We start from the raw sequence: 20,991 nt of genomic DNA on the forward strand, positions 1-20,991 counted from the left end.
ATGCCTGAGGGTGCAAGGCGCAGGTAGTTTGGGACGCGCATATCGGCTCGCTGTGGAGCGATATGTGTAGCGACAATCCCATCCTCAGAAAAGCAAAACCCCCTGTAAAAACAGGGGGTTTGCAGTTTTGGCGGAGAGAGTTGTGAGTGAGTAACTTCCCGCTCCACCAACGCCCGCGGCGCCTGGTCAGGTCGGAAAGGTTGACCTCCGAAGTTGACCAAGTGGGGGAAGGCTATCGCCAATGTAAAGGACCGGCAATCCTCCCGCCGATCACCGTCTCCGCACGGATGGGTTCCAGCCGTGTATCTATGTAGGATCACGTCAAAGTCCTTTTGTCGGAACCGAACCAGTGACGGAACCTCCCGCTCCTTGGGCTCAGGCGTCCCTTGACGATGCTGATGCCTTCGATTTCTCACTACCACAAGCTACTGCAACCGAAGCGTCGCCACACAACCTGGGACGGCTCTATCAAGACGAGCTGACATCTTCCCCGGACGAGCGGTCCGAACCACGTGCTCGCGTGCTGGCCACGCTCGCGGCCGCGTTGCAGATGCACGACCGGCTCAACTTACCCAAGGACCCCTACGGAGCCATGATGCAGATGGGAGACAGGCGAACCGCCATCCCCTCTGACTGGAAAGGGGAAAGCATTTCGGTATTGGAGCGCCTGGGCTGCCGAGCAACCAATCCTGTCATACGAGCCAGGCTATGTGACATCGCTTGGTTTCTTCAAAGAAACCTGGTGCAGACAGGTCATCAGGCGGCTGCGGCTTATCTTGCGACTGCCAGAGGATTGTGTGATGGCATGATCGCTGACGCCACGGACGGTCAAGTCCCTGGTGTTTGGATCTTGACCTTGCAGAAAGCGCTCCGACGCGGATTACAAATATGCATGCAGCTCCGGCCAGCCGATCCAGAACTCGGCGAACTAGAAGCTTTCATTTTCGATGCCGCCGATCAGTTTGAGGCAAAAGGCAATCCAAGGGCGCTTCTTGCAATGCTGACCCTTGCTTATGACTTTGAGCTCGGGGACCCGGCGGCTTATGCCGGACGCATTGAGCAAGCGGCAACCCAGCAAGGCGAAGGCGGTCCACACATCACCACCGATGCATTGGTTCTGGCTGCAAAAGCTTGGAGGCGAGCCAAAGACACTGACGGGCATGACCGATGCATGATGCAGGCAAGCGAAGCCATGGTGGCGCATGCCAACTCCATCAATCAGGCCTTTTCTGCATCACACTTCCTTCAAGAGGCCATTAACCTTCTTCGGGGGCTACGCTCACCCGCAGCCAAGGATCGGAAACGAGACCTGCGCATTGATCTCATCCGAATGCAAGCAGCCGCGGAAGATGAGATGGGCGTATTTGAGCACCCAGCTGATCTCACCAAACTCATCGAATGGACAACCGAGCACACGAACGGGGTAACCCTTCTCGACGGGCTGTTTCTTCTGGCCGCCATCAATCGGCCGAAGTCCATATCCGACTTAACGACCGAGGCCCGTCGCAACATAGTTGACCACCCTTTGACCGCCATGTTCGGAGTTCAACAACATGACGCCGATGGATATGTGCGGTTCCGTGCGCCCGGAGCCAGCCCTGGACAAGAGTCTCCGGAGGCTTTGGAACATCAGATCGCCAAACAGGAGGAAATACACAGACAAGTAGTCGTCGAAGGACAAATCAAGATTGTCATTCGCAATCTGGCGAGCCATTTCCCGATCAGCGAAGGAGACATCTTGCCTCTGTGTAGGGAAAGTCCCTTCGTCCCTACCGATCTGAGCCGGACATACGCTCGTGGCCTAACGGCGTTCTTCCACGGCGACATGACCACTGCTCTCTCCATCTTGACGCCGCTCCTTGAAGCCTCCTTGGTTTATGTGCTCAAAGGGCACGACGTCGATGTTGTGCGCCATGATGAAGAAGCAGGCACCCAAGAAGACATGACGATTACCCAGCTGTTTAAGAACCTGCGCAAAGAGCTGGACGACATCTTCGGGGACGCCATCACCGGAGACATAGACAGGGTGTTTCTGGCTCGCTCGGGCCCCTGCCTCAGGCACGCTGTTGCTCATGGCACGATGCACGATCAAACCCCCTACATGCCCGACGCAATCTACGCCTGCTGGCTGATCTTGCATCTCTGCCTATTGCCACTTTTTGATCGTTACAAACAGCTTCGTGTTGGCACAGACAGCCAGGAGCCGGCGGCTGAGGATGGAGTTTCAGTTAGCGATGCCGCGGGAGAGATCTAGATGCCGGCCTCGAGAGCCGACTGCTCCGCCAGGGCTGGACCGGCACTCCCCTCCTGGCTCGCCAAACCCCTCGCCAACAGCCAGCTTACGGATCAGAGGAAACCATATCCATCCTGCTGACAACCTGGGGGCGTCGTGCAGGAAACATCCCTCTTAGCTCCAACATCGCCTCTTGGACACTGTTGTAGATCAAGGGGAGCTCGTTTGCCTTGCTTTCCTCCACGACATACATGTGGACGGTCCCGAATGCTGCCGACGCTCCCTTCGCGGATCGCCTCAATCAGCCGTTCGTGGTCCGCCGCATCGGAGGCCTCAACCCGCATCGAGCCATCCGGGCGGATCTCACAGTCGTAATCAACAAGCTCGTTGCCAGCACCGGTTCGTAGGACCACTGAACGCTTGCGGGCCGGTTGCTCCGGCAGATCTTTGGCGCGCCGTTCCTTGACCATCGAGATCCCCTCATCCCGTGCCCTGGCGAAGATCTGAGCATAACGCGCACCGAGGATGTAAGCCCACCACCGGGCCAGCTTGGGATCTCGGGTGCGGAGGGATCGCTTGATGATCCGCAACCCCAGGAAGCCTTGAAGGTCTCTGGGGACCACCAGGCGGAAGTGAAAAACGCCTGAGGTGTGACGCAACAGATGGTGTGCAAGCCGCATGGTTGTTGACCAACCGACTTGACCAAGCGCCGTTTCTCTCAGTTCACAAAAAAGCCCTTAAAAAAGGGCTTTTCGTGAGGTTTGGCGGAGAGAGTGGGATTCGAACCCACGGTAGGCTTACACCTACGGCAGTTTTCAAGACTGCTGCCTTAAACCACTCGGCCATCTCTCCGGATTGTCGTGCCGCCAGCCATGCTGCGCATGGCTCTACGCCAGTTTTACTCGGGACTTCCCGTCCCTCGCCCTTCGGGCCAGCGGCTTCGCCGCTGTTCGCTTCGGCTTCCTGCCTCCGCGAGCAAGACTGCTGCCTTAAACCACTCGGCCATCTCTCCGGATTGTTCCGCTGGTTGCTCGCGTGCCGGCAGCCGGCACGCATCCTATCAGGTCTGCCCGGTGCCCTACCCCGCGCGGCCCTTGCGCGACAGCGCGACCAGCGCCCAGATCGTGATGGCCACGGGAATCAGTGCGCCGAGCAGCGGCAGCAACACGACGGGCTGGCGAATGCAGAGCGGCACCAGTTGGGTGGCGGTGGCATAGGCGACGATGGTGAGTCGCACGTTGCGGCGACGCACGACCCAGGGGCTCGCGATGATCAGCAGCAGTGCGATGCTGCCCAGCACGATGTCCAGCAGGGGCATCGACCAGACGCCGGCAAAGCCGAGGCGGGTGAGGATCACCGAGCCAAGCACCGCGAGCAGGAAATAGCTGCTCCAGTACTCGACCTTGTCCCAGCCGTGCCCGGCAGGCGCGTTCACGCAATCCGCTCCTGGCCGCCCATGTACGGGCGCAGCGCGTCGGGCACGGTGATCGAACCATCGGCGTTCTGGAAGTTTTCCATCACCGCTACCAGGGTGCGGCCCACGGCGAGGCCGGAGCCGTTGAGCGTGTGCGCCAGCTCGGGCTTGCCGGTGGCTGGATTGCGCCAGCGCGCCTGCATGCGGCGCGCCTGGAAGTCGCCGCAATTGGAGCAGGAGGAAATCTCGCGGTAGGTGTTCTGGCTGGGCAGCCACACTTCGAGATCGTAGGTCTTGATCGCGGAGAAGCCCATGTCGCCGGTGCACAGCAGCACCTTGCGGTACGGCAGGCCCAGCAGTTGCAATACCTTCTCGGCGTGGCCGACCATTTCCTCCAGCTGCGCGTGCGACTGTTCGGGCGCGGCGATCTGCACCATCTCCACTTTCTCGAACTGGTGCTGGCGGATCATGCCGCGGGTGTCGCGGCCATAGCTGCCGGCCTCGGCGCGGAAGCACATGGAGTGCGCGGTGAAGCGCATCGGCAGCGCGTCGGCCTCGACGATGCTGTCGGCGACGAGGTTGGTGAGCGCCACCTCGGCGGTGGGGATCAGGTAGCGCTTGCTGTCGCCCACCAGGGTGCTGAAGAGGTCTTCCTCGAACTTCGGCAGCTGGCCGGTGCCCTGCATGGTCGCGGCGTTGACGATCAGCGGCACGTTGCACTCGAGGTAGCCGTGCTCACCGGTGTGCAGGTTGATCATGAACTGCGCGAGCGCGCGGTGCAGCCGCGCCAGCTGGCCGCGCAGCACGGTGAAGCGCGCGCCGGAAAGCCTGGCGCCGGCATCGGCATCGAGCCAGCCGTGACGGGCACCGAGGTCGACGTGGTCTTTTACCTCGAAGTCGAACGTGCGCGGCGTGCCCCAGCGCAGTTGCTCGGCGTTTTCGGTCTCGTCCTTGCCTGGCGGCACGGACTCGTGCGGTATGTTCGGGATGCCCAGCGCGATGTCGGCGAGCTTGGCCTGCACGTCGGCCAGCGCGGCCTCGTTGGCCTTGAGCTTGTCGCCGATGCCGGCGACCTCGGCCATCAGCGGCGCGGTGTCCTCGCCCCTGGCCTTGGCCTGTCCGATTGCCTTGGAACGGGTATTGCGCAGGTTCTGCAGCTCCTGCGTCTCGGTGGCTAAGCGCTTGCGCTCGCTTTCCAACGACTCCACGGCGGACACGTCGAGCTCGAAGCCGCGGCTTTCCTTGAGGCGCGCCGCGGTTTCGGCGAGGCGCGAACGCAACAGGGCGGGGTCGAGCATGGGTGGTTTCCGGGCAGCTGTCGAAAGCGCCGATTATCGCTTTCGCACCCGCTGCGCCGCAACGCGGCCGGTGGGCAGGAGCACACCCTGTGCGCGATTGCCTTGCACTTGGATCAAAGCAAAAGCAATCGCGCACAGGGTGCGCTCCTGCCCGGCTATTTGCCGCGCGCCTTGCGGCGGATCTCGCGCAGCGCCAGCAGCTTGTCGCGCATCTGCGATTCCAGCCCGCGTTCCGCCGGCTCGTAGAACACCGTGCCATCCAGCGCATCCGGCAGGCATTGCTGGTCCAGCGCGACGCCACCTTCGACGTCGTGGTCGTACTGATAGCCGCTGCCGTAGCCCAGTCCCTTCATCAGTTTCGTCGGGGCATTGCGCAGATGCATGGGCACTTCCAGCGTGCCCGTCTCCCCAATCGCGGCCTGCGCGGCGGCGAGTGCCTTGTAGGCGGAATTGCTCTTCGGTGCGACGGCGAGATAGACCGCAAGGTTGGCCAGCGCCAGGCGTCCCTCGGGCATGCCGACCCGCTCGAAGGTGTCCCATGCGTCCAGTGCCATGTGCCACGCGCGCGGATCGGCGAGGCCGACATCCTCCACCGACATGATGGTCATTCGGCGCATGAGGTAGGACGGGTCACAGCCGCCGTCCAGCATGCGCGCCAGCCAGTAGATAGCCGCGTCCGGGTCGGAGGAACGCACGGATTTGTGCAGCGCCGAGATCAGGTCGTAGAACTGCTCGCCCTGCTTGTCGAAGCGGCGCGTGCGGTCGGCCAGCACCTGTTCCAGCGTGGCCTGGTCGATGCGGTTGCCTTCGGCCAGCTCGGCGGCGATCTCCAGCAGGGTGAGCGCGCGGCGCACGTCGCCGTCGGCGGCCTGGGCGATCAGCTGCAGCAAGGCATCGTCCACCTGCAGGTTTTGCGCACCGAGGCCGCGCTCCGCATCCTCCAGCGCACGCCTGAGCGCGGCCACGATGTCGTCCGCCGACACCGCCTCCAGCACGTGCACGCGGCAGCGCGAAAGCAGCGCGGAATTCAGCTCGAACGAGGGGTTCTCGGTGGTGGCGCCGACGAACAGGATCACGCCGCGCTCGATGTGCGGCAGGAAGGCGTCCTGCTGGGCTTTGTTGAAGCGGTGCACCTCGTCCACGAACAGCACGGTGCGCCGACCCTGGGCGAAGTTCACCTCTGCCTCGGCCAACGCCTTGCGTACCTCGGGCAGGCCGGAAAGCACGGCCGAGATCGCCTTGAAGTCGGCCTCGGCGTACTGCGCCACCAGCAATGCCAGCGTCGTTTTGCCGCAGCCGGGCGGTCCCCACAGCACCATGGAATGCAACCGGCCGGCCTCCAGCGCGCGGCGCAGGGCACGGTCGGGCGCCACCAGCCGGCGCTGGCCCACGATTTCATCGAGGTTGCGCGGGCGCATGCGCTCGGCCAAGGGCTTCAGCGCGTCGGGTTCGGCAAACAGGGAGGCGGAGGGCTGAAAGGGATTGGGGGGCATGACCAACATGATACGGCGGCCGGTACGGACTAGCCCGGGCACCCATGACACCGGTTATCATGTGAGGTTGGTACAGCGCGCACGGGGAGCTGCGCATGTCCGGGGGAATCCGCCAGCATCCAGGTCCGCACCACCATCGCCGAAGGCGAGGCGATGGACTGTGCGCGGCTTTCATGACGGTGCTGATGGTGTTGCTGTCGCTGTCGCCCGCGCACGCGGCAGCCCCGACTGATCGCTGGCACACGCTGGAACGGCAGTGGTTCGACACCGTGGGCATGGCCGAGGGCCTGCCCCATTCCATCACCACCGCGCTGGCGGAGGATCGCGACGGCCTGCTCTGGATCGGCACCATGGGCGGCCTGGCGCGCTACGACGGCTATCACATGCGGGTGTTCGAGCAAGCCAGCGCCACGGCCACCGGCCTGCCCGACACCTATGTGCGCACCCTGCTCGCGTTGCCGGACGGCGGCTTGCTGGTGGGCACGAACGCCGGGGGACTGACGCGTTTCGATCCGCAGACCGGGCAGTTCCACAATTATCCGGTGGGCGCCGGCGGCACCGGCAGCCGCAAGATCTACGCCCTGTCGCCCGACGGCGATCATGGCGTATGGGTCGCCACCGACAGCGGGCTGGACCGACTGGACCTGCGCAACGACCGCATCGAACCGATACCCACCGGCGGAGAAGCCGCACCGCGCGATTTCACGGTTTACCAGGACCGTTCCGGGAACGTCTGGCTGGGCAACAACAAGGGACTGTTCGTGCGTTACGCGGGCAGCGCCGATTTCGTGCGGCCACCGCATCCCGCGGGCGTGGTCGACCAGATACTGCGCAGCGAAATCTGGGCCGTGCGCGAAGACGCCGAAGGCCGGCTCTGGGTGGGCAGCGTGCAGATGGGCACGCTCTACCGCGAGGCCGACGGCAGCTGGCGCATGGTGCCGGGCTTCAGCGGCTACGCCGGCGAGGCGCAACAGGCCACGGTGCGCGATTTCCTGGAGGTGGCGCCGAACCGGATGTGGATCGCCACCGACGGCGATGGCATCGTCACCTACAGCCCTGGCGACATCAGCACGCGCGTGATCGCCCAGGACACCTCGCTGCCCTCCTCCTTGCCCGGCAACACTGTGCGTGCGCTGCTGCTGGGGCAGGCTGGCAATGTCTGGGCCGCCACCGACCTCGGCGCCGCGCGCAGCAACGCCAGCGCCAACATCGCGTTTTCCCTGCTGCCTGCGGCCGATCCCGCGCACTCGCTCTCCAACCCCAATGTGCGCAGCGTCTACGTCGATGCAAGCGGCCGGATCTGGCTGGGCATGGCGGTTGGCGGCATCGACATCATCGATCCGGTCGACGCTACCGTGCGTCACCTGCGGCTGGACGGCAAGCAGGCCCGCCGCGACGTGCAGAGCCTCTCCGAGGCGCCGGACGGCTCGATCTGGGTCGGAACCCAGGGGCTGGCGCGCATCGATCCGGTCACGCTGACCCTCAAAGGTTCCATCCTGCCCGAGCTGGACGGCGGTCCGGTGCTGAGCCTGCTCAGGCTGGGACCGTACATGTTGATCGGCACCTACAACGGCGCCTACCGCTACGACACGCGGAACGGCCAGTTGATCCACTACGGCCACGTCGCCAACCAGCCCGACAGCCTCGGCAGCGATACCGTGCACCAGATCGTGCGCGTGGGCACATCGATCTGGTACGCCACCAACAACGGCATCAGCATCGCGCGCGATCCGCTGCAGACCAGCGGCTTCGTAAACCTGGCTCGGCGCGAAGGCGATTCCGGCAGCCTGCCGCAGAACCTGGTGGATTCCATCGCCGTCGACACGCGCGGCCGCATCTGGGTGGGCACGCTGGGCGGCCTTGCCATGTTGCCGAACGGCGACGCATCGCCCTGGCGTTTCCAGCGGTTCGGCATGGAGGCCGGCCTGGTCAACGACAAGATCACCGCCCTGCTGCCCGACGACAACGGCAACGTTTGGGTCAGTACATCCAACGGCATCTCCGTGGTCGACGGCAACAGCCTGCGCATCCGCAACCTCGGCATTCGCGACGGGCGGCACATCGTCAGCTACATCTATGCCGCCGCCGCGCGCGCACCGGACGACACGCTGCTGTTCGGTGGCCTCGGTGGTCTCACCGTGGTGCGCCCGCTTCGATACCGGACCGACGTCCCACAAGCCCCGCTGCGCTTCACCAACGCGCTGGCGGACGGACACCCGCTGCCCTTGCCCGCTGACCACGGCACCCTTGCGTTGTCAGCCTCCCAACGCAGCCTGCGGGTGGACTTCGCGCTGCTCGACTATCAGGCGCAGCAGGAAACCGACTACAGCTACCGCATGGACGGTTTCGACAGCGACTGGATCGACGTACCCAAGGGCACCCTGCCCAGCGCGATCTACACCAACCTGCCCCACGGCCAGTACGTGTTGCACCTGCGCGCCGTGCCGCGCGGATTGCATGCGCACACCGTCGAAAGCCAGCTGGATATCTACGTGGCGCCGCTGTGGTACGAAACCCTGTGGGCACGCCTGCTGGGGATCGTGCTGGCGCTGGCGCTGGTCGTGCTGCTGGTGCATCTGCGCACGCTCTACCTGCGCCACAGCGCCACGCAATTGCAGGCGCAGATCGACGCACACACCCGCGAATTGCTCGCCGCCAACCGGCGGCTGGACCTGCTGGCCAGCACCGACGAACTGACCGGGGTGAGCAACCGCCGCCGCTTCCTCGAACTGGCCGAAGGAGTGCGCTGCGACGCCAGCTCGATGCCCGCCTGCATCGCCCTGCTGGACCTGGATCGCTTCAAGCTGGTCAACGACGAACATGGCCACCTTGCCGGCGACGCTGTACTGCGCACTGCCGCCGGCGTCATCTGCCAGCAATTGCGTACCGGCGACCTGGTCGGCCGCTACGGTGGCGAAGAACTCGTGCTGTGCTTGCCGAACGACACCAGCGAGCAGGCGATGGCCGTCGCCGAGCGGATCCGCAGCAAGCTTCGCAGCACGCTCATCCGGCACGAAGGGCGCGCCATCTCCATCACGGTAAGCATCGGCGTCGCCGAGCTGCGCCCCGGCGAGAGCATGAACTCATGGCTGTCGCGCGCCGATGCCGCGCTCTACGAATCCAAGCACCACGGCCGCAACCGCTGCACGCTGGCCAGCTGACTCAGCCGCCGCCGGCGTCGCCCGCGGCCGGCGAGAACAGGCAGTACAGGCCATAGGCCAGGCCGCAAACGCCGGTGAGCGCCGCCGGGACCAGCAGGCTGTGGTCCTGCATGCGCTCGAACAGCAGCGCGCCGATCGCGCTGCCCAGCATGAAGCACGCCGCCACCAGCACGCACACGCGCAGCCGCAGCCTGTCCACCGGCAGGCCGCGCAACAGGTGGCCGAGGTAGATGCCCATGTCGGTGAAGATGCCGGTAACGTGCGTGGTGCGTATCACCATGCCGCTGTATGCGCTGACCATGCCGTTCTGCAGCCCCACCGCCGCCGAGGCGAGATACAGGCCCGACGAGTCGGCGGCATCAAGCAGCGGCACCGCGGCGAACAGCAGCAGGGATTCCAGCAGCAGCGCCACGCCGTAGCGGCGACCCAGCCGCAGCGTGCTCTGCTGCACGATCACACCGCTCAGCATCGAGCCGAGCACGAACGCGGCGATGGTCAGCGCCCAGTGCAGCACCTCGCCGGCATCGCCCTTGCCCAGCGCGATGCCGAGCAGGCTGGTGTTGCCGGTCATGTTGCTGATGGACTGGTGGCGGAAACCCAGGTAGCCGGCCGCGTTGATCCAGCCCGCGATCAGCGCCAGCACGGCCATGCCGGGCCAGGCCCAGCGCGGCAATTGGCGCAGCACCGGCATCGGCAGGAGATCATCAGTTCTGCAGCGGCTGCACCTGCAACACGGGGGCGTCGCCGATCACGTCGGCGCCCTTGGGTGGCACGAAGGTGAACACCGACGCCGGGATCTCGGCATTGCGCTTCCAGTTCGAGAAACGGATGTCGGTGGTGGAACCGAGCTGGTCCTTGAAGGTCATCCGCGCCAGCCCGTTCGCGTCGAAACCGAGATCGGCATAGGCGAACTGCGGATCCTTGGCGGTGGAAGTGAGGCGCAGCCAGACCAGGCCGTCGTGCTCGCCCTGCTCGGCGACCTTGAACTCCTTGTCCATCTGCTTGAGGTCGGTGAGCACGGTGAGCGGGCTGTGCGCTTCTTCGCCGGACTGAATGCGCACGGTGACCTGCTCCAGCTCTGGGTCGTACATCCACACGCGGCTGCCGTCGGCCACGATGGTCTGCTTGTAGGGAGCAGTGGTTTCCCAGCGGAACTGCCGCGGCGCCTCCAGCGCCAGTGTGCCGCTGCTGGTCTTGCCGGCGTTGCCGTTCGGATCGAGCAGGGCCTGGGTGAAATTGCCGGTGAGCGAATGCAGGCCGGTGGCGAACGCGTCCAGCCGTGCGCGGGCTGCACCGGTGGCGGCCTGTGCTACGCCTGTCAGCGACAGCAGGAGCGCTACGACGACGAGAATGAGGCGTTTCATGGAGACCCTGTGCGCAATGCGATGCGCGCATTGTAAAGGGGAAGGCTTAACCGTTCGACGCTGACCGCAACGCCAGGGCTCGCTCTTCTCTGCCGGGAGTACGCAAGGAGATGCCGTGGATGACGTCGGCGTTGAGGAGCAAGGCAGGCAAGATGAGGAAGTCTTGCCTTGTTGCCCGATTGGAGCGATCCGTCTTGCCGGCTCGTCTCAAGAATCGCCCCTCACTCCAGCCCTATCCCAGAGGGGGGGAAGGAGCGAATCGCTCAACCCTTGGGCGGCGGCGGTGCCAGCACTTCGCGATTGCCGTTGTGCTGCGGCGCGCTCACCACGCCGTCCTGCTCCATCTGCTCGATCAGGCGCGCGGCGCGGTTGTAGCCGATGCGCAAATGCCTTTGCACACCCGATATCGAGGCGCGGCGTGTCTGGGTGACGATGGCCACGGCCTTGTCGTAGAGCTGGGCATCGGCGTCGCCGCCCTCCTCGCCCTCCTGCGGCAGGCCGGAGTCGTTGATGAACTTGCCGTCGGAGGTGGCCTGCACTTCCTCCAGCACGCCTTCGATGTATTGCGGCGCGCCCTGCGCCCGCAGCCAGTTCACCACGTTGTGCACCTCGTGGTCGTCCACGAAGGCGCCGTGCACGCGCTCGGGCATCGCGGTGCCGGGCGGCAGGTAGAGCATGTCGCCGTGGCCCAGCAGCGCCTCGGCGCCGGACTGGTCGAGAATCGTGCGCGAGTCGATCTTGCTCGACACCTGGAACGCGATGCGGGTAGGGATATTCGCCTTGATCAGGCCGGTGATCACGTCCACCGACGGACGCTGCGTGGCCAGCACCAGGTGCACGCCGGCGGCGCGCGCCTTCTGCGCGAGGCGGGCGATCAGCTCCTCCACCTTCTTGCCGACGATCATCATCATGTCGGCGAACTCGTCGATGATGATGACGATGTAGGGCAGCGGTTCCAGCGGCTCGGCGGCCAGGTTCGGCATCTCGGGATTGGGGCGGAACAGCGGGTCCAGCAGCGGCTGGCCCGCGTTCTCCGCATCCTTCACCTTCTTGTTGAAGCCGCCCAGGTTGCGCACGCCCACCGCGGCCATCAGCTTGTAGCGGCGCTCCATCTCGGCCACGCACCAGCGCAGCGCGTTGGCGGCTTCCTTCATGTCGGTCACGACCGGCGCGAGCAGGTGCGGGATGCCCTCGTACACCGAGAGCTCCAGCATCTTCGGGTCGATCATGATCATGCGCACATCTTTGGGGCTGGCCTTGTACAGCAGGCTCAGCACCATCGCGTTCACCGCCACCGACTTGCCCGAGCCGGTGGTGCCGGCCACCAGCAGGTGCGGCATCTTGGCCAGGTCGGCCACTACCGCGCGGCCGCCGATGTCCTTGCCCAGCGCCAGCGCCAGCGGCGACTTGGTCTGGTCGTACTTGTCCGAGCGAAGAATCTCGGATAGGTAGACGATCTGCTTCTTGGTATTGGGCAATTCCAGACCGATCACGTTCTTGCCTGGGATCACGTCCACCACGCGCACGCTGACCACCGATAGGCCGCGCGCGATGTCCTTGTCCAGGCTGGATACCTGCGAGCCGCGCACGCCGGGCGCCGGCTCCAGCTCGAAGCGCGTGATGACCGGGCCGGGATACACGCCCACCACCTTGGCATCGATGCGGAACTCCTTGAGCTTCAGTTCCACCTGGCGCGACAGCACTTCCAGCGTTTCTTCCGAATAGCCCGGGCCCTGCTCCGGCGCTTCGTCCAGCAGCGACAACGGTGGCAGTTCGCCCGGCTGCGAGGCGCCGGTGAACAGCGGAATCTGCGTTTCCACCTTTGCCCGCTCGCTCTTGGCCACCGGCGTCGGCGGCGCTTCGATGCGTACCGGCTCGCGCTTGGCCTGCTTCACGGCCTCGGCCTTCTTCACCACGTCACGCTCGGCACGCGCCTGCTGCGCCTTGATCACATCGGGCGCCGCGCGCAGCTTGCCGCGCAGCCATTCGACCGCGCGCAGCGTGGCCTGCCCGGTCCAGTCCATCACCTTGAACCATGACAGACCGGTGGCCAGCGTCACCGCGACGAGGAACAGCGCTAGCAGCAGCAGCGGCGCGCCCTTGTCGCCGAAGGCGGCGAGCAGGCCATGCGCTACCGCACGACCGATCACGCCACCGGCGCCTTCCGGCGCCATCGTGCTCTGCGGGAAGTTGAGCCAGCACAGCCCCGGCGCGGTGATGAAGAAGAACACCGAGCCGACCAGCCGCAGCGAGGACTCCCACGGCTGCACCGGCAAGACGCCACGCTGACGCAACACCGGCACGCTGAGCGCCAGCAGCAACAAGGGGAAGAAATACGCCACGCCGCCGAACAGGTAGCGCAGCAGGTCGGCCACATAGGCACCCACCGTGCCGCCGAGGTTGCGGCTGTGCGCGACCACGCCGGCATGCGACCAGCTCGGATCCTGCGCGTCGTAGCTGAACAGGCACACCAGCAGGTACAACGCCAACGCCAGCAACACCAAGGCACCCGCCTCGCGCAGGCGGCGCTTCAACTCGTCGCTCAGGCCGGCCGACTCCTTCTTTTGTTTGACGTTTGCGCTTGGCGCCACCGGGACGTGCTTCCGTAATGTCGATAGTCCAGGCAAGTCTACACAGGCGGCGCAGGCTTCAGTAGCCGCCGTATCCCTTGAATCGGCCGCCCACCTTCCCCATCCTTGCGGTTCCACGTCGTGCCGGCCACGGCGATGAAACCTGCACGGCGGTTGCGGCGAATAGCCCTGCAACCGCCGACCACCCTGAGGAACCCGCGCATGACCGCCACGCCCAAGCACACCCGCCTGCTGATCCTCGGCTCCGGCCCTGCCGGCTACACCGCCGCGGTCTATGCCGCGCGCGCCAACCTCAAGCCGACCATGATCACCGGCCTGCAACAGGGCGGGCAGCTGATGACCACCACCGATGTGGACAACTGGCCGGGCGATGTGGAAGGCCTGCAGGGCCCGGCGCTGATGCAGCGCATGGCCGAGCACGCCGAGCGCTTCCATACCGAGATGATCTTCGACCACGTCCACTCGGTGGATCTCGCCAAGCGCCCGTTCCGCCTCACCGGTGATTCCGGCGAGTACACCGCTGATGCCCTGATCATCGCCACGGGTGCCACCGCCAAGTACCTCGGCATCGCCAGCGAGGAGAAGTTCAAGGGCAAGGGCGTGTCCGCCTGCGCCACCTGCGACGGCTTCTTCTTCCGCGAGCAGGAAGTGGTGGTGATCGGCGGCGGCAACACCGCGGTGGAAGAGGCGCTGTACCTCTCCAACATCGCCAGCAAGGTCTATCTAGTGCACCGCCGCGACAAGCTGCGCGCCGAGAAGATCATGCAGGACAAGCTGTTCGAGAAGGCCGCCGCCGGCAAGATCGAGCTGGTGTGGAACCACACCGTGGACGAAGTGCTGGGCGACGACTCCGGCGTCACCGGCGTGCGCGTGAAGGACGTCAACTCTGGCGCCACCCGCGACATCGCCGCTACCGGCTTCTTCGTCGCCATCGGCCACACGCCCAACACCGGCATCTTCGCCGGCCAGCTGGAAATGCACGACGGCTATCTCAGGATCAAGAGCGGCCAGAACGGCATGGCCACCATGACCTCGGTGCCCGGCGTGTTCGCCGCTGGCGACGTGGCCGACCACGTGTACCGCCAGGCGATCACCTCGGCCGGCTTCGGCTGCATGGCCGCGCTGGATGCGGAGCGCTGGCTGGAGCAGCAGAAGCCGGCTGGCTGAATCACCGCGTCCCAAGACTTGAAAGCGCCCTGATCTTGTCCGTCATCCCAGCGAAAGCCGGGATCCAGCGTCTTAAGAACATGGCGCGCGAAGGCGCTGGATTCCGGCTTGCGCCGGAATGACGAGCCAAGGCATAGAGATTGAACCGCATGAGCGTCGCCACGCTGCACTACATCCACGACCCGCTGTGCGGTTGGTGCTACGCCGCCCAGCCGCTGGTGGGCGCGGCCATTGCACAGTTGGGTAGCCGCCTCGCGCTGCGCCTGCACGGCGGCGGCCTGTTCGGCGAGCCACGCCGCGTCGATGCCGCGCTGGCGCAACATATCGTGCATTCCGACGAACGCATCGCCCAGCTCAGCGGTCAGCCGTTCGGCGAGGCCTATAAGCAGGGCCTGCTGGCGGACGACGGCACCGTGCTGTATTCGCTGCCGCCCATCGCCGCCGTGCTGGCCGCCGAATCGCTGGATGCCGCGAAGGCCTACCCGATGCTGGTCGCGATCCAGAACGCGCACTACCGGCGCGGCCTGCGCGTGGCCGAACCGCAAGTACTGGCCGAACTGGCCGAAGAGATCGGGCTGGAGGGCGACCCGTTCGCGCAGGCCCTGGCGCGTGCCGACGGCCATGCTCTGTTCGAACACGTCGAGGCCAGCCGCCGCCTGCTGGGCGAAGTAGGCGGCCAGGGCTTCCCCACTTTGCTGCTGGACATCGACGGACGCCGCGCGCTGCTGCCGCACCACCACTACTACGGCCGCCCCGACGCCTTCGTGCAGATGCTGGCCGCGCAATTGCCCGCGCTGCACTAGGCCGCGGATTCCCCGGTAGGAGCGCACCCTGTGCGCGACGGCTTTTCGTTTCGATAGGAGCACAAGGCCATCGCGCACAAGGTGCGCTCCTACACAGTGGCTAATATCGCCCGCATGCCCGAAGCACGCTTCCACCCACGCATCGCCGAGATCCCAGCCGCCGACTGGGACGCGCTGCGCCCCGACGCCAATCCCTTCGTCTCGCACGCCTTCCTGCACACACTGGAGGACAGCGGCTGCATCCGCGCCGGCTGGGGCTGGCAGGCCCACCACCTCGGCCTGTACGAACACGGCCGGCTGCGCGCCGCCGCGCCGCTGTACCTCAAGGGCAATTCGCACGGCGAGTTCGTGTTCGACTGGAGCTGGGCCGCCGCGTGGGAACGCGCCGGCGGCGACTACTACCCCAAGCTGCTGTGCGGCGTGCCCTACTCGCCGATCACCGGACCGCGCCTGCTGGCCGGCGGCGATGCCGGGCTGCAACGCGCCCTCGTCGATGCGATGCGCGACGAGGCCGAACACCTGCAACTCTCGTCCGTGCATGCGAACTTCCTGCTCGCGGACGAAGCCGATGCCTTCGGCACCGACTGGCTGGCGCGTTCCGACGTGCAGTTCCACTGGCACAACCGCGGCTGGCGCGATTTCGACGACTTCCTCGCCGCGCTCAACCACAAGAAGCGCGCGAATATCCGCCACGAACGCGCCCGCGTGGCCGCCACCGGCCTGCGCGCAATCTGGTGCGATGGCGCCACGCTCAGCGAGGCCGAATGGGACGAAATACATGCGCTCTACCTCGCCACCTTCGACGCCAAGGGCAACCACGCCGCGCTGACGCCGACATTTTTCCGCCGGCTGGGCGGCATGGCGCAACTCGCGTTGGCATACGACACGGATGGCATCGCCGCGATGGCGCTGTTCCTCGAAGGCGACGGCGTGCTGTACGGACGCTACTGGGGCAGCCGCGTCGATGTGCCTGGCCTGCACTTCGAGCTGTGCTACTACCGCGGCATCGAATACGCGATAACGCAAGGCTTGCGGAGCTTCGAGCCCGGCGCGCAAGGCGAGCACAAACTGGCACGCGGCTTCCTTCCGGTGCGCACGCACTCGCGGCATCTGCTGGTGCACGAGGGTTTCCGTACTGCCGTGCGCGAAGCCTTGCGCGGCGAATCCGCATCGATGGACAGCTACGCGGAAGAGTGCATGGTGCACAGCCCTTATGCCCGACGCAATACACAAGGCGGCGAACCATGATCCGCCTGCCCAGACTCGATTCCGACTCGCCGGCACGCTTTCCCGCTCCGGACACGGCGCTGATCGAACCGAATGGCCTGCTCGCGTTCGGTGGCGATCTTTCGTCCGCACGGCTGCTGGCCGCCTATAGCCAGGGCATCTTTCCGTGGTACGGCGAAGGTGAGCCTATCCTGTGGTGGTCGCCCGACCCGCGCTGCGTGTTCCGCACCGAGGCATTGTGCACCAACCGCAGCCTGCGCCGGCAACTGCGCGGCAAGTCGTGGCGCATAAGCGTGGACGAGGCATTCGACGCCGTAATCCGTGCCTGCGCCGCGCCGCGCGGAGAGCACGGCGGCACCTGGATCATCCCGGAAATGATGGCCGCCTACTCCACGCTGCACCGGCTGGGCCACGCGCACAGCGTGGAGGTATGGGACGGTACGCGACTGGTGGGTGGCGTCTACGGTGTGGCAGTCGGCCGGTTGTTCTGCGGCGAATCGATGTTCAGCGTCGAAAGCGGTGGCTCCAAGCTCGCCCTGGTGGCGTTGGCGGCCCTGCTGCGGCAATGGGGCTGGCCGCTGATCGATGCGCAGGTGGCGAATGCGCACACGCTGAGCCTGGGCGCCGAGGAAATGCCACGGGAGAACTACCTGCGCGAAGCGGCGCAGCTCACTGCCCTGCCCGGCCGCGTGGGCAGCTGGGCACCCTGCGCTTCACAGGTTCAATTCGGCGACTGCGGCGGCGCGTGACGCGCGACGGCAACGAAGATCGCGGAGGCCGGGCGCCCCGTGTCCGGGTGCAAGGGCTCGACCAACTGCACGAGATCCAGGCCGGCTCGCTCGAAAGCGGCCACCCACGTGCCCAGCGTCCGAAAATACCAGGGGGCCGCCTGACCGAAACCCTCGCCACATCCAACCCACGAACCCTCGCGCCAGCCATCCGCGTACGGCTCACCGGCCATCGCAGGATGCAAGGTCTGCACGATCAGTGCGCCACCCAACTCCAGCAGGCGCGGCACCGCGGCGAGCAGGGCATCGACCGAGGCTCCACCGAGCAACGAGAAATTGCAGATCACCGCATCGGCCCGTTGATCCAGAGCACCCGAAGCGATGGCCTCGTAGGACATGACGCGAAAATCGCCGCCGCCTTTGGCACGGGCCGCTTCAACCAGTGCCGGTACCGCATCCGTGCCGAGTACCTGCACATCCTTTTCCGCCAGCGCCCGCGCAAGCCAGCCTTCACCGCAGCCCACGTCGATCGCCGTGCGGGGCGAACGTGCAAGCACGGCGTCGATAATGGCCCGATCGGTCACCAGCTTCCGGCTTTCGATGCTCCCCTCGCGCACCGCACATTCCCAAGCCCGTGCGTTCGCGCGCCAGGCATCGAGGATCAGGGCCTCCTGCGCGCCGTCAGTCACTCGGTTCAGCCGCCGCGTGCGGCGTACTTGCGCGCCACGTAGTCGTCGAGGATGCCCACGAACTCGCTGGCGATGTGCTCGCCGCGCAGGGTCATCGCCTTCTCGCCATCGATGAACACCGGCGCCGCCGGCGCTTCGCCATTGCCCGGCAGCGAGATGCCGATGTTGGCGTGCTTGGACTCGCCCGGCCCGTTCACCACGCAGCCCATCACCGCCAGGGTGAGGTTCTCCACGCCGTCGTATTTCACGCGCCACGCCGGCATCTGTGCGCGCACGTGTTCCTGCACGGTCTTCGCCAGCTCCTGGAAGAATTCGCTGGTGGTGCGCCCGCAGCCGGGGCATGCGGTGACCAGCGGCGTGAACGAACGCAGGCCCATGGTCTGCAGCAGCTCCTGCGCCACGATCACCTCGCCGGTGCGCGAGGCGCCCGGTTCCGGCGTGAGCGAGATGCGGATGGTGTCGCCGAGGCCTTCCTGCAGCAGCACCGCCAGCGCGGCGCTGGAGGCGGTGATGCCCTTGGAACCCATGCCCGCCTCGGTCAAGCCAAGGTGTAGTGCGTAGTCGCAGCGCGCGGCGATGTCGCGATACACCGCGATCAGCTCCTGCACGCCGGACACTTTGCACGACAGGATGATGCGCTCGCGCGGCAGCCCGATCTTCTCGGCCAGCGCGGCGGAATCCAGCGCCGAACGGATCAGCGCCTCGCGGGCCACATGGCTGGCATCCCACGGATCGGCGCGCAGCGCGTTCTCGTCCATTAGGGTGGCGACCATGCTCTGGTCCAGCGAACCCCAGTTGGCGCCTATGCGCACCGGCTTGCCGTACTGGATCGCCTTCTCGATGATCGCGCCGAACTGCGCATCCTTCTTCTTGCCGAAGCCCACGTTGCCGGGGTTGATGCGGTACTTCGCCAGCGCTTCGGCGCAGGCCGGCTCCTGCTCCAGCAGCTGGTGGCCGTTGTAGTGGAAGTCGCCGATGATCGGCACGTCCACGCCCATCATCGCCAGCCGCTCGGCGATTCGCGGCACCGCGGCCGCCGCAGCCGGCGTGTTCACCGTGATGCGCACCAGTTCGGAGCCGGCGCGCGCCAGTTCGGCGATCTGCTTCGCCGTGGACACCGGATCCTCGGTGTCGGTGTTGGTCATCGACTGCACCACGATGGGCGCGCCGCCACCCACGCGCACCTTGCCGATCTGTACGCCGACGCTTGGACGACGCGCCTGCGGCAGGGCTTCGCGGGGCTTCGTGCTGATGGAATCGTTCATGCGGGCAACCATGTATCCGTCACCGCGTGGCGTGCGGCGTGAAGGCATAAATTCTACCGGAACGCTCATGACAATCGACCGCTCCGTACATCAGGCATTACCTGCACAACCGCCGCCAAGTCACTGTTACGCAAGACCCGGCATCGGCAAGACGTGCTAGGCTCGGCTGCTCATGCTTTCGCCCGACGACCGCCCCGCTCCACCCCGCCACATCCTCACACCCAGCACGCTGAACCGGCTGGTGCGCGGGTTGCTGGAAGATGCCTTGCCGCTGGTGTGGATCGAGGGCGAGCTGTCCAACGTGGCGCGCCCGGCCTCCGGACATCTCTATTTCACGCTCAAGGACAGCGGCGCCCAGGTGCGCTGCGCGATGTTCCGCCCGAAAAGCGCCGCGCTGCGCTTCAAGCCCGTCGATGGCATGCAGGTGCTGTTGCGTGCACGGGTGGGCCTGTACGAACCGCGCGGCGAATTCCAGCTGGTCGCCGAGCACATGGAACCGGCCGGCGAAGGCGCGCTGCAACGCGAGTTCGAGCGGCTGAAGGCGCAGCTGGATGCCGAAGGTCTGTTCGACGCCGCGCGCAAACGACCGCTGCCCCGCTACGCACGACGCATCGGCGTCATCACCTCCGCCACCGGTGCGGCGATCCGCGACGTGCTCAGCGTGCTCGAGCGGCGCTGGCCGCTGGCCGAGGTGGACGTGCTGCCGGTGCCGGTGCAGGGCCGCGAAGCGCCACCCGCCATCGTCGCCATGCTGAAGAGGGCCTCGGCCAGCGCGCGCTACGACGTGCTGCTGGTCACCCGCGGCGGCGGATCTCTGGAAGACCTGTGGGCCTTCAACGACGAAGCGGTGGCGCGCGCCATCCATGCCAGCGCGGTGCCCGTGGTGAGTGCGGTGGGTCACGAGGTGGACTTCAGCATCGCCGACTTCGTGGCCGACCTGCGCGCGCCAACCCCATCGGCCGCCGCCGAACTGCTGGTACCCGATGCGCAGGCCACCGTGCGTCACCTGCGCCAGCTGCGGCAACGCCTGGCGTTGTTCGAGCAGCGCCGCCTGCAATCGCTCACCCAGCGCGTCGACCACCTGCTCGCGCGCCTGCAGGCGCAGCGTCCGCAGGCACGGCTCGCGCGCGACCGCGAACGCCTTGCCCATCTGCGGCACCGCCTGCTTGGCGTGCTGCGCGAACGCCAGCAGCGCGACCGCGCCCGGCTGGACCGCCTGCATGGCCGCCTGCTGGCGCGCCATCCGCAACAGCGGCTTCCGCTGCTGCAACGGCAACTGGCCGAACAATCCCAACGCCTGCGCCAGGCCATCGCCCGCCAGCTGGAACGCGACCGCCATGCCCTGCAGCAAGCCGCCCGCACGCTGCACGCCGTCAGCCCGCTGGCCACGCTGGAACGCGGCTACGCCATCTTGTTCGACGGTGACGGAAGGATCGTACGTGCGCCCGATGACGTGGGCGAAGGCGAACATCTGCAGGCCCGTCTGGCGACCGGCGAACTGAAGTTGCGGGTGCTCGGCAAGTAATCCGTCGAGGCCGGCTTTCGTCTCTGCCTCGAA

Annotated in this window: 16 protein-coding genes and 1 tRNA gene; 7 read left to right on the forward strand and 10 right to left on the reverse strand. The window is 66.1% G+C overall.

What is annotated here, in order from left to right:
* The first annotated feature begins 349 nt into the window (after nucleotides 1-349).
* Nucleotides 350-2,254, forward strand: a complete 1,905-nt coding sequence (locus ISP25_RS05110) for a DUF7380 domain-containing protein (protein ID WP_450088473.1) — start codon at nucleotides 350-352, stop codon at nucleotides 2,252-2,254.
* 92 nt (nucleotides 2,255-2,346) lie between these two features.
* On the opposite strand, the gene ISP25_RS05115 is transcribed toward ISP25_RS05110, so the two are convergent.
* From ISP25_RS05115 to ISP25_RS05135, 5 genes are all read right to left on the reverse strand, one after another.
* Complete coding sequence (locus tag ISP25_RS05115) at nucleotides 2,347-2,913, reverse strand: DUF6538 domain-containing protein (protein WP_404612197.1); 567 nt, start codon at nucleotides 2,911-2,913, stop codon at nucleotides 2,347-2,349.
* An 82-nt stretch (nucleotides 2,914-2,995) separates the two neighbouring features.
* Nucleotides 2,996-3,085 (reverse strand) — tRNA-Ser (locus ISP25_RS05120).
* Between the two features lie 226 nt (nucleotides 3,086-3,311).
* A complete protein-coding gene (locus ISP25_RS05125; protein WP_404612199.1) occupies nucleotides 3,312-3,668 on the reverse strand; it encodes an LrgA in 357 nt (118 codons plus the stop codon).
* Nucleotides 3,665-4,945 (reverse strand): serine--tRNA ligase, encoded by a 1,281-nt coding sequence (gene serS, locus ISP25_RS05130; RefSeq protein WP_404612201.1) that lies wholly within the window; start codon nucleotides 4,943-4,945, stop codon nucleotides 3,665-3,667. Before serS ends, ISP25_RS05125 begins: the two co-directional genes overlap by 4 nt.
* Before the next feature lie 155 nt (nucleotides 4,946-5,100).
* Nucleotides 5,101-6,438, reverse strand: a complete 1,338-nt coding sequence (locus ISP25_RS05135) for a replication-associated recombination protein A (protein ID WP_404612203.1) — start codon at nucleotides 6,436-6,438, stop codon at nucleotides 5,101-5,103.
* A 95-nt stretch (nucleotides 6,439-6,533) separates the two neighbouring features.
* On the opposite strand from ISP25_RS05135, the gene ISP25_RS05140 reads away from it, so the two are divergent.
* Nucleotides 6,534-9,599, forward strand: coding sequence for a ligand-binding sensor domain-containing diguanylate cyclase (locus ISP25_RS05140; RefSeq protein WP_404612205.1), 3,066 nt, complete (start codon nucleotides 6,534-6,536; stop codon nucleotides 9,597-9,599).
* 1 nt (nucleotide 9,600) lies between these two features.
* Here ISP25_RS05140 and ISP25_RS05145 read toward each other — a convergent pair whose 3' ends face one another.
* The 3 genes from ISP25_RS05145 to ISP25_RS05155 form a co-directional block, all read right to left on the reverse strand.
* Nucleotides 9,601-10,290, reverse strand: a complete 690-nt coding sequence (locus ISP25_RS05145) for a YoaK family protein (RefSeq protein WP_404612207.1) — start codon at nucleotides 10,288-10,290, stop codon at nucleotides 9,601-9,603.
* Between the two features lie 13 nt (nucleotides 10,291-10,303).
* Complete coding sequence (gene lolA / locus ISP25_RS05150) at nucleotides 10,304-10,963, reverse strand: outer membrane lipoprotein chaperone LolA (RefSeq protein ID WP_192155274.1); 660 nt, start codon at nucleotides 10,961-10,963, stop codon at nucleotides 10,304-10,306.
* A gap of 263 nt (nucleotides 10,964-11,226) precedes the next feature.
* Complete coding sequence (locus ISP25_RS05155) at nucleotides 11,227-13,554, reverse strand: DNA translocase FtsK (protein ID WP_404612209.1); 2,328 nt, start codon at nucleotides 13,552-13,554, stop codon at nucleotides 11,227-11,229.
* A 201-nt stretch (nucleotides 13,555-13,755) separates the two neighbouring features.
* On the opposite strand from ISP25_RS05155, the gene trxB reads away from it, so the two are divergent.
* The 4 genes from trxB to aat all read left to right on the forward strand — a co-directional run bounded on the left by trxB (nucleotide 13,756) and on the right by aat (nucleotide 17,500).
* Entirely contained in the window at nucleotides 13,756-14,721 is a 966-nt protein-coding gene (gene trxB, locus ISP25_RS05160; protein WP_192155270.1) for a thioredoxin-disulfide reductase, read from the forward strand.
* Between the two features lie 149 nt (nucleotides 14,722-14,870).
* Nucleotides 14,871-15,524, forward strand: a complete 654-nt coding sequence (locus ISP25_RS05165) for a DsbA family protein (RefSeq protein ID WP_404612211.1) — start codon at nucleotides 14,871-14,873, stop codon at nucleotides 15,522-15,524.
* A gap of 114 nt (nucleotides 15,525-15,638) precedes the next feature.
* On the forward strand, nucleotides 15,639-16,772 hold the full coding sequence (locus ISP25_RS05170; RefSeq protein ID WP_404612213.1) for a GNAT family N-acetyltransferase: 1,134 nt from the start codon (nucleotides 15,639-15,641) through the stop codon (nucleotides 16,770-16,772).
* Nucleotides 16,769-17,500 (forward strand): leucyl/phenylalanyl-tRNA--protein transferase, encoded by a 732-nt coding sequence (aat, locus tag ISP25_RS05175; RefSeq protein WP_404612215.1) that lies wholly within the window; start codon nucleotides 16,769-16,771, stop codon nucleotides 17,498-17,500. Before ISP25_RS05170 ends, aat begins: the two co-directional genes overlap by 4 nt.
* Here the strand turns inward: aat and ISP25_RS05180 are convergent.
* Nucleotides 17,473-18,168 (reverse strand): class I SAM-dependent methyltransferase, encoded by a 696-nt coding sequence (locus ISP25_RS05180; RefSeq protein WP_404612217.1) that lies wholly within the window; start codon nucleotides 18,166-18,168, stop codon nucleotides 17,473-17,475. The two genes, aat and ISP25_RS05180, sit on opposite strands and share 28 nt — an antisense overlap.
* Nucleotides 18,169-18,173: 5 nt before the next feature.
* Entirely contained in the window at nucleotides 18,174-19,433 is a 1,260-nt protein-coding gene (ispG, locus tag ISP25_RS05185; protein ID WP_404612219.1) for a flavodoxin-dependent (E)-4-hydroxy-3-methylbut-2-enyl-diphosphate synthase, read from the reverse strand.
* Between the two features lie 172 nt (nucleotides 19,434-19,605).
* Between ispG and xseA the strand changes: the two genes are divergently transcribed.
* Entirely contained in the window at nucleotides 19,606-20,958 is a 1,353-nt protein-coding gene (gene xseA, locus ISP25_RS05190) for an exodeoxyribonuclease VII large subunit (protein ID WP_404612221.1), read from the forward strand.
* Nucleotides 20,959-20,991 lie beyond the last annotated feature (33 nt).

Source organism: Rhodanobacter hydrolyticus (assembly GCF_044904645.1).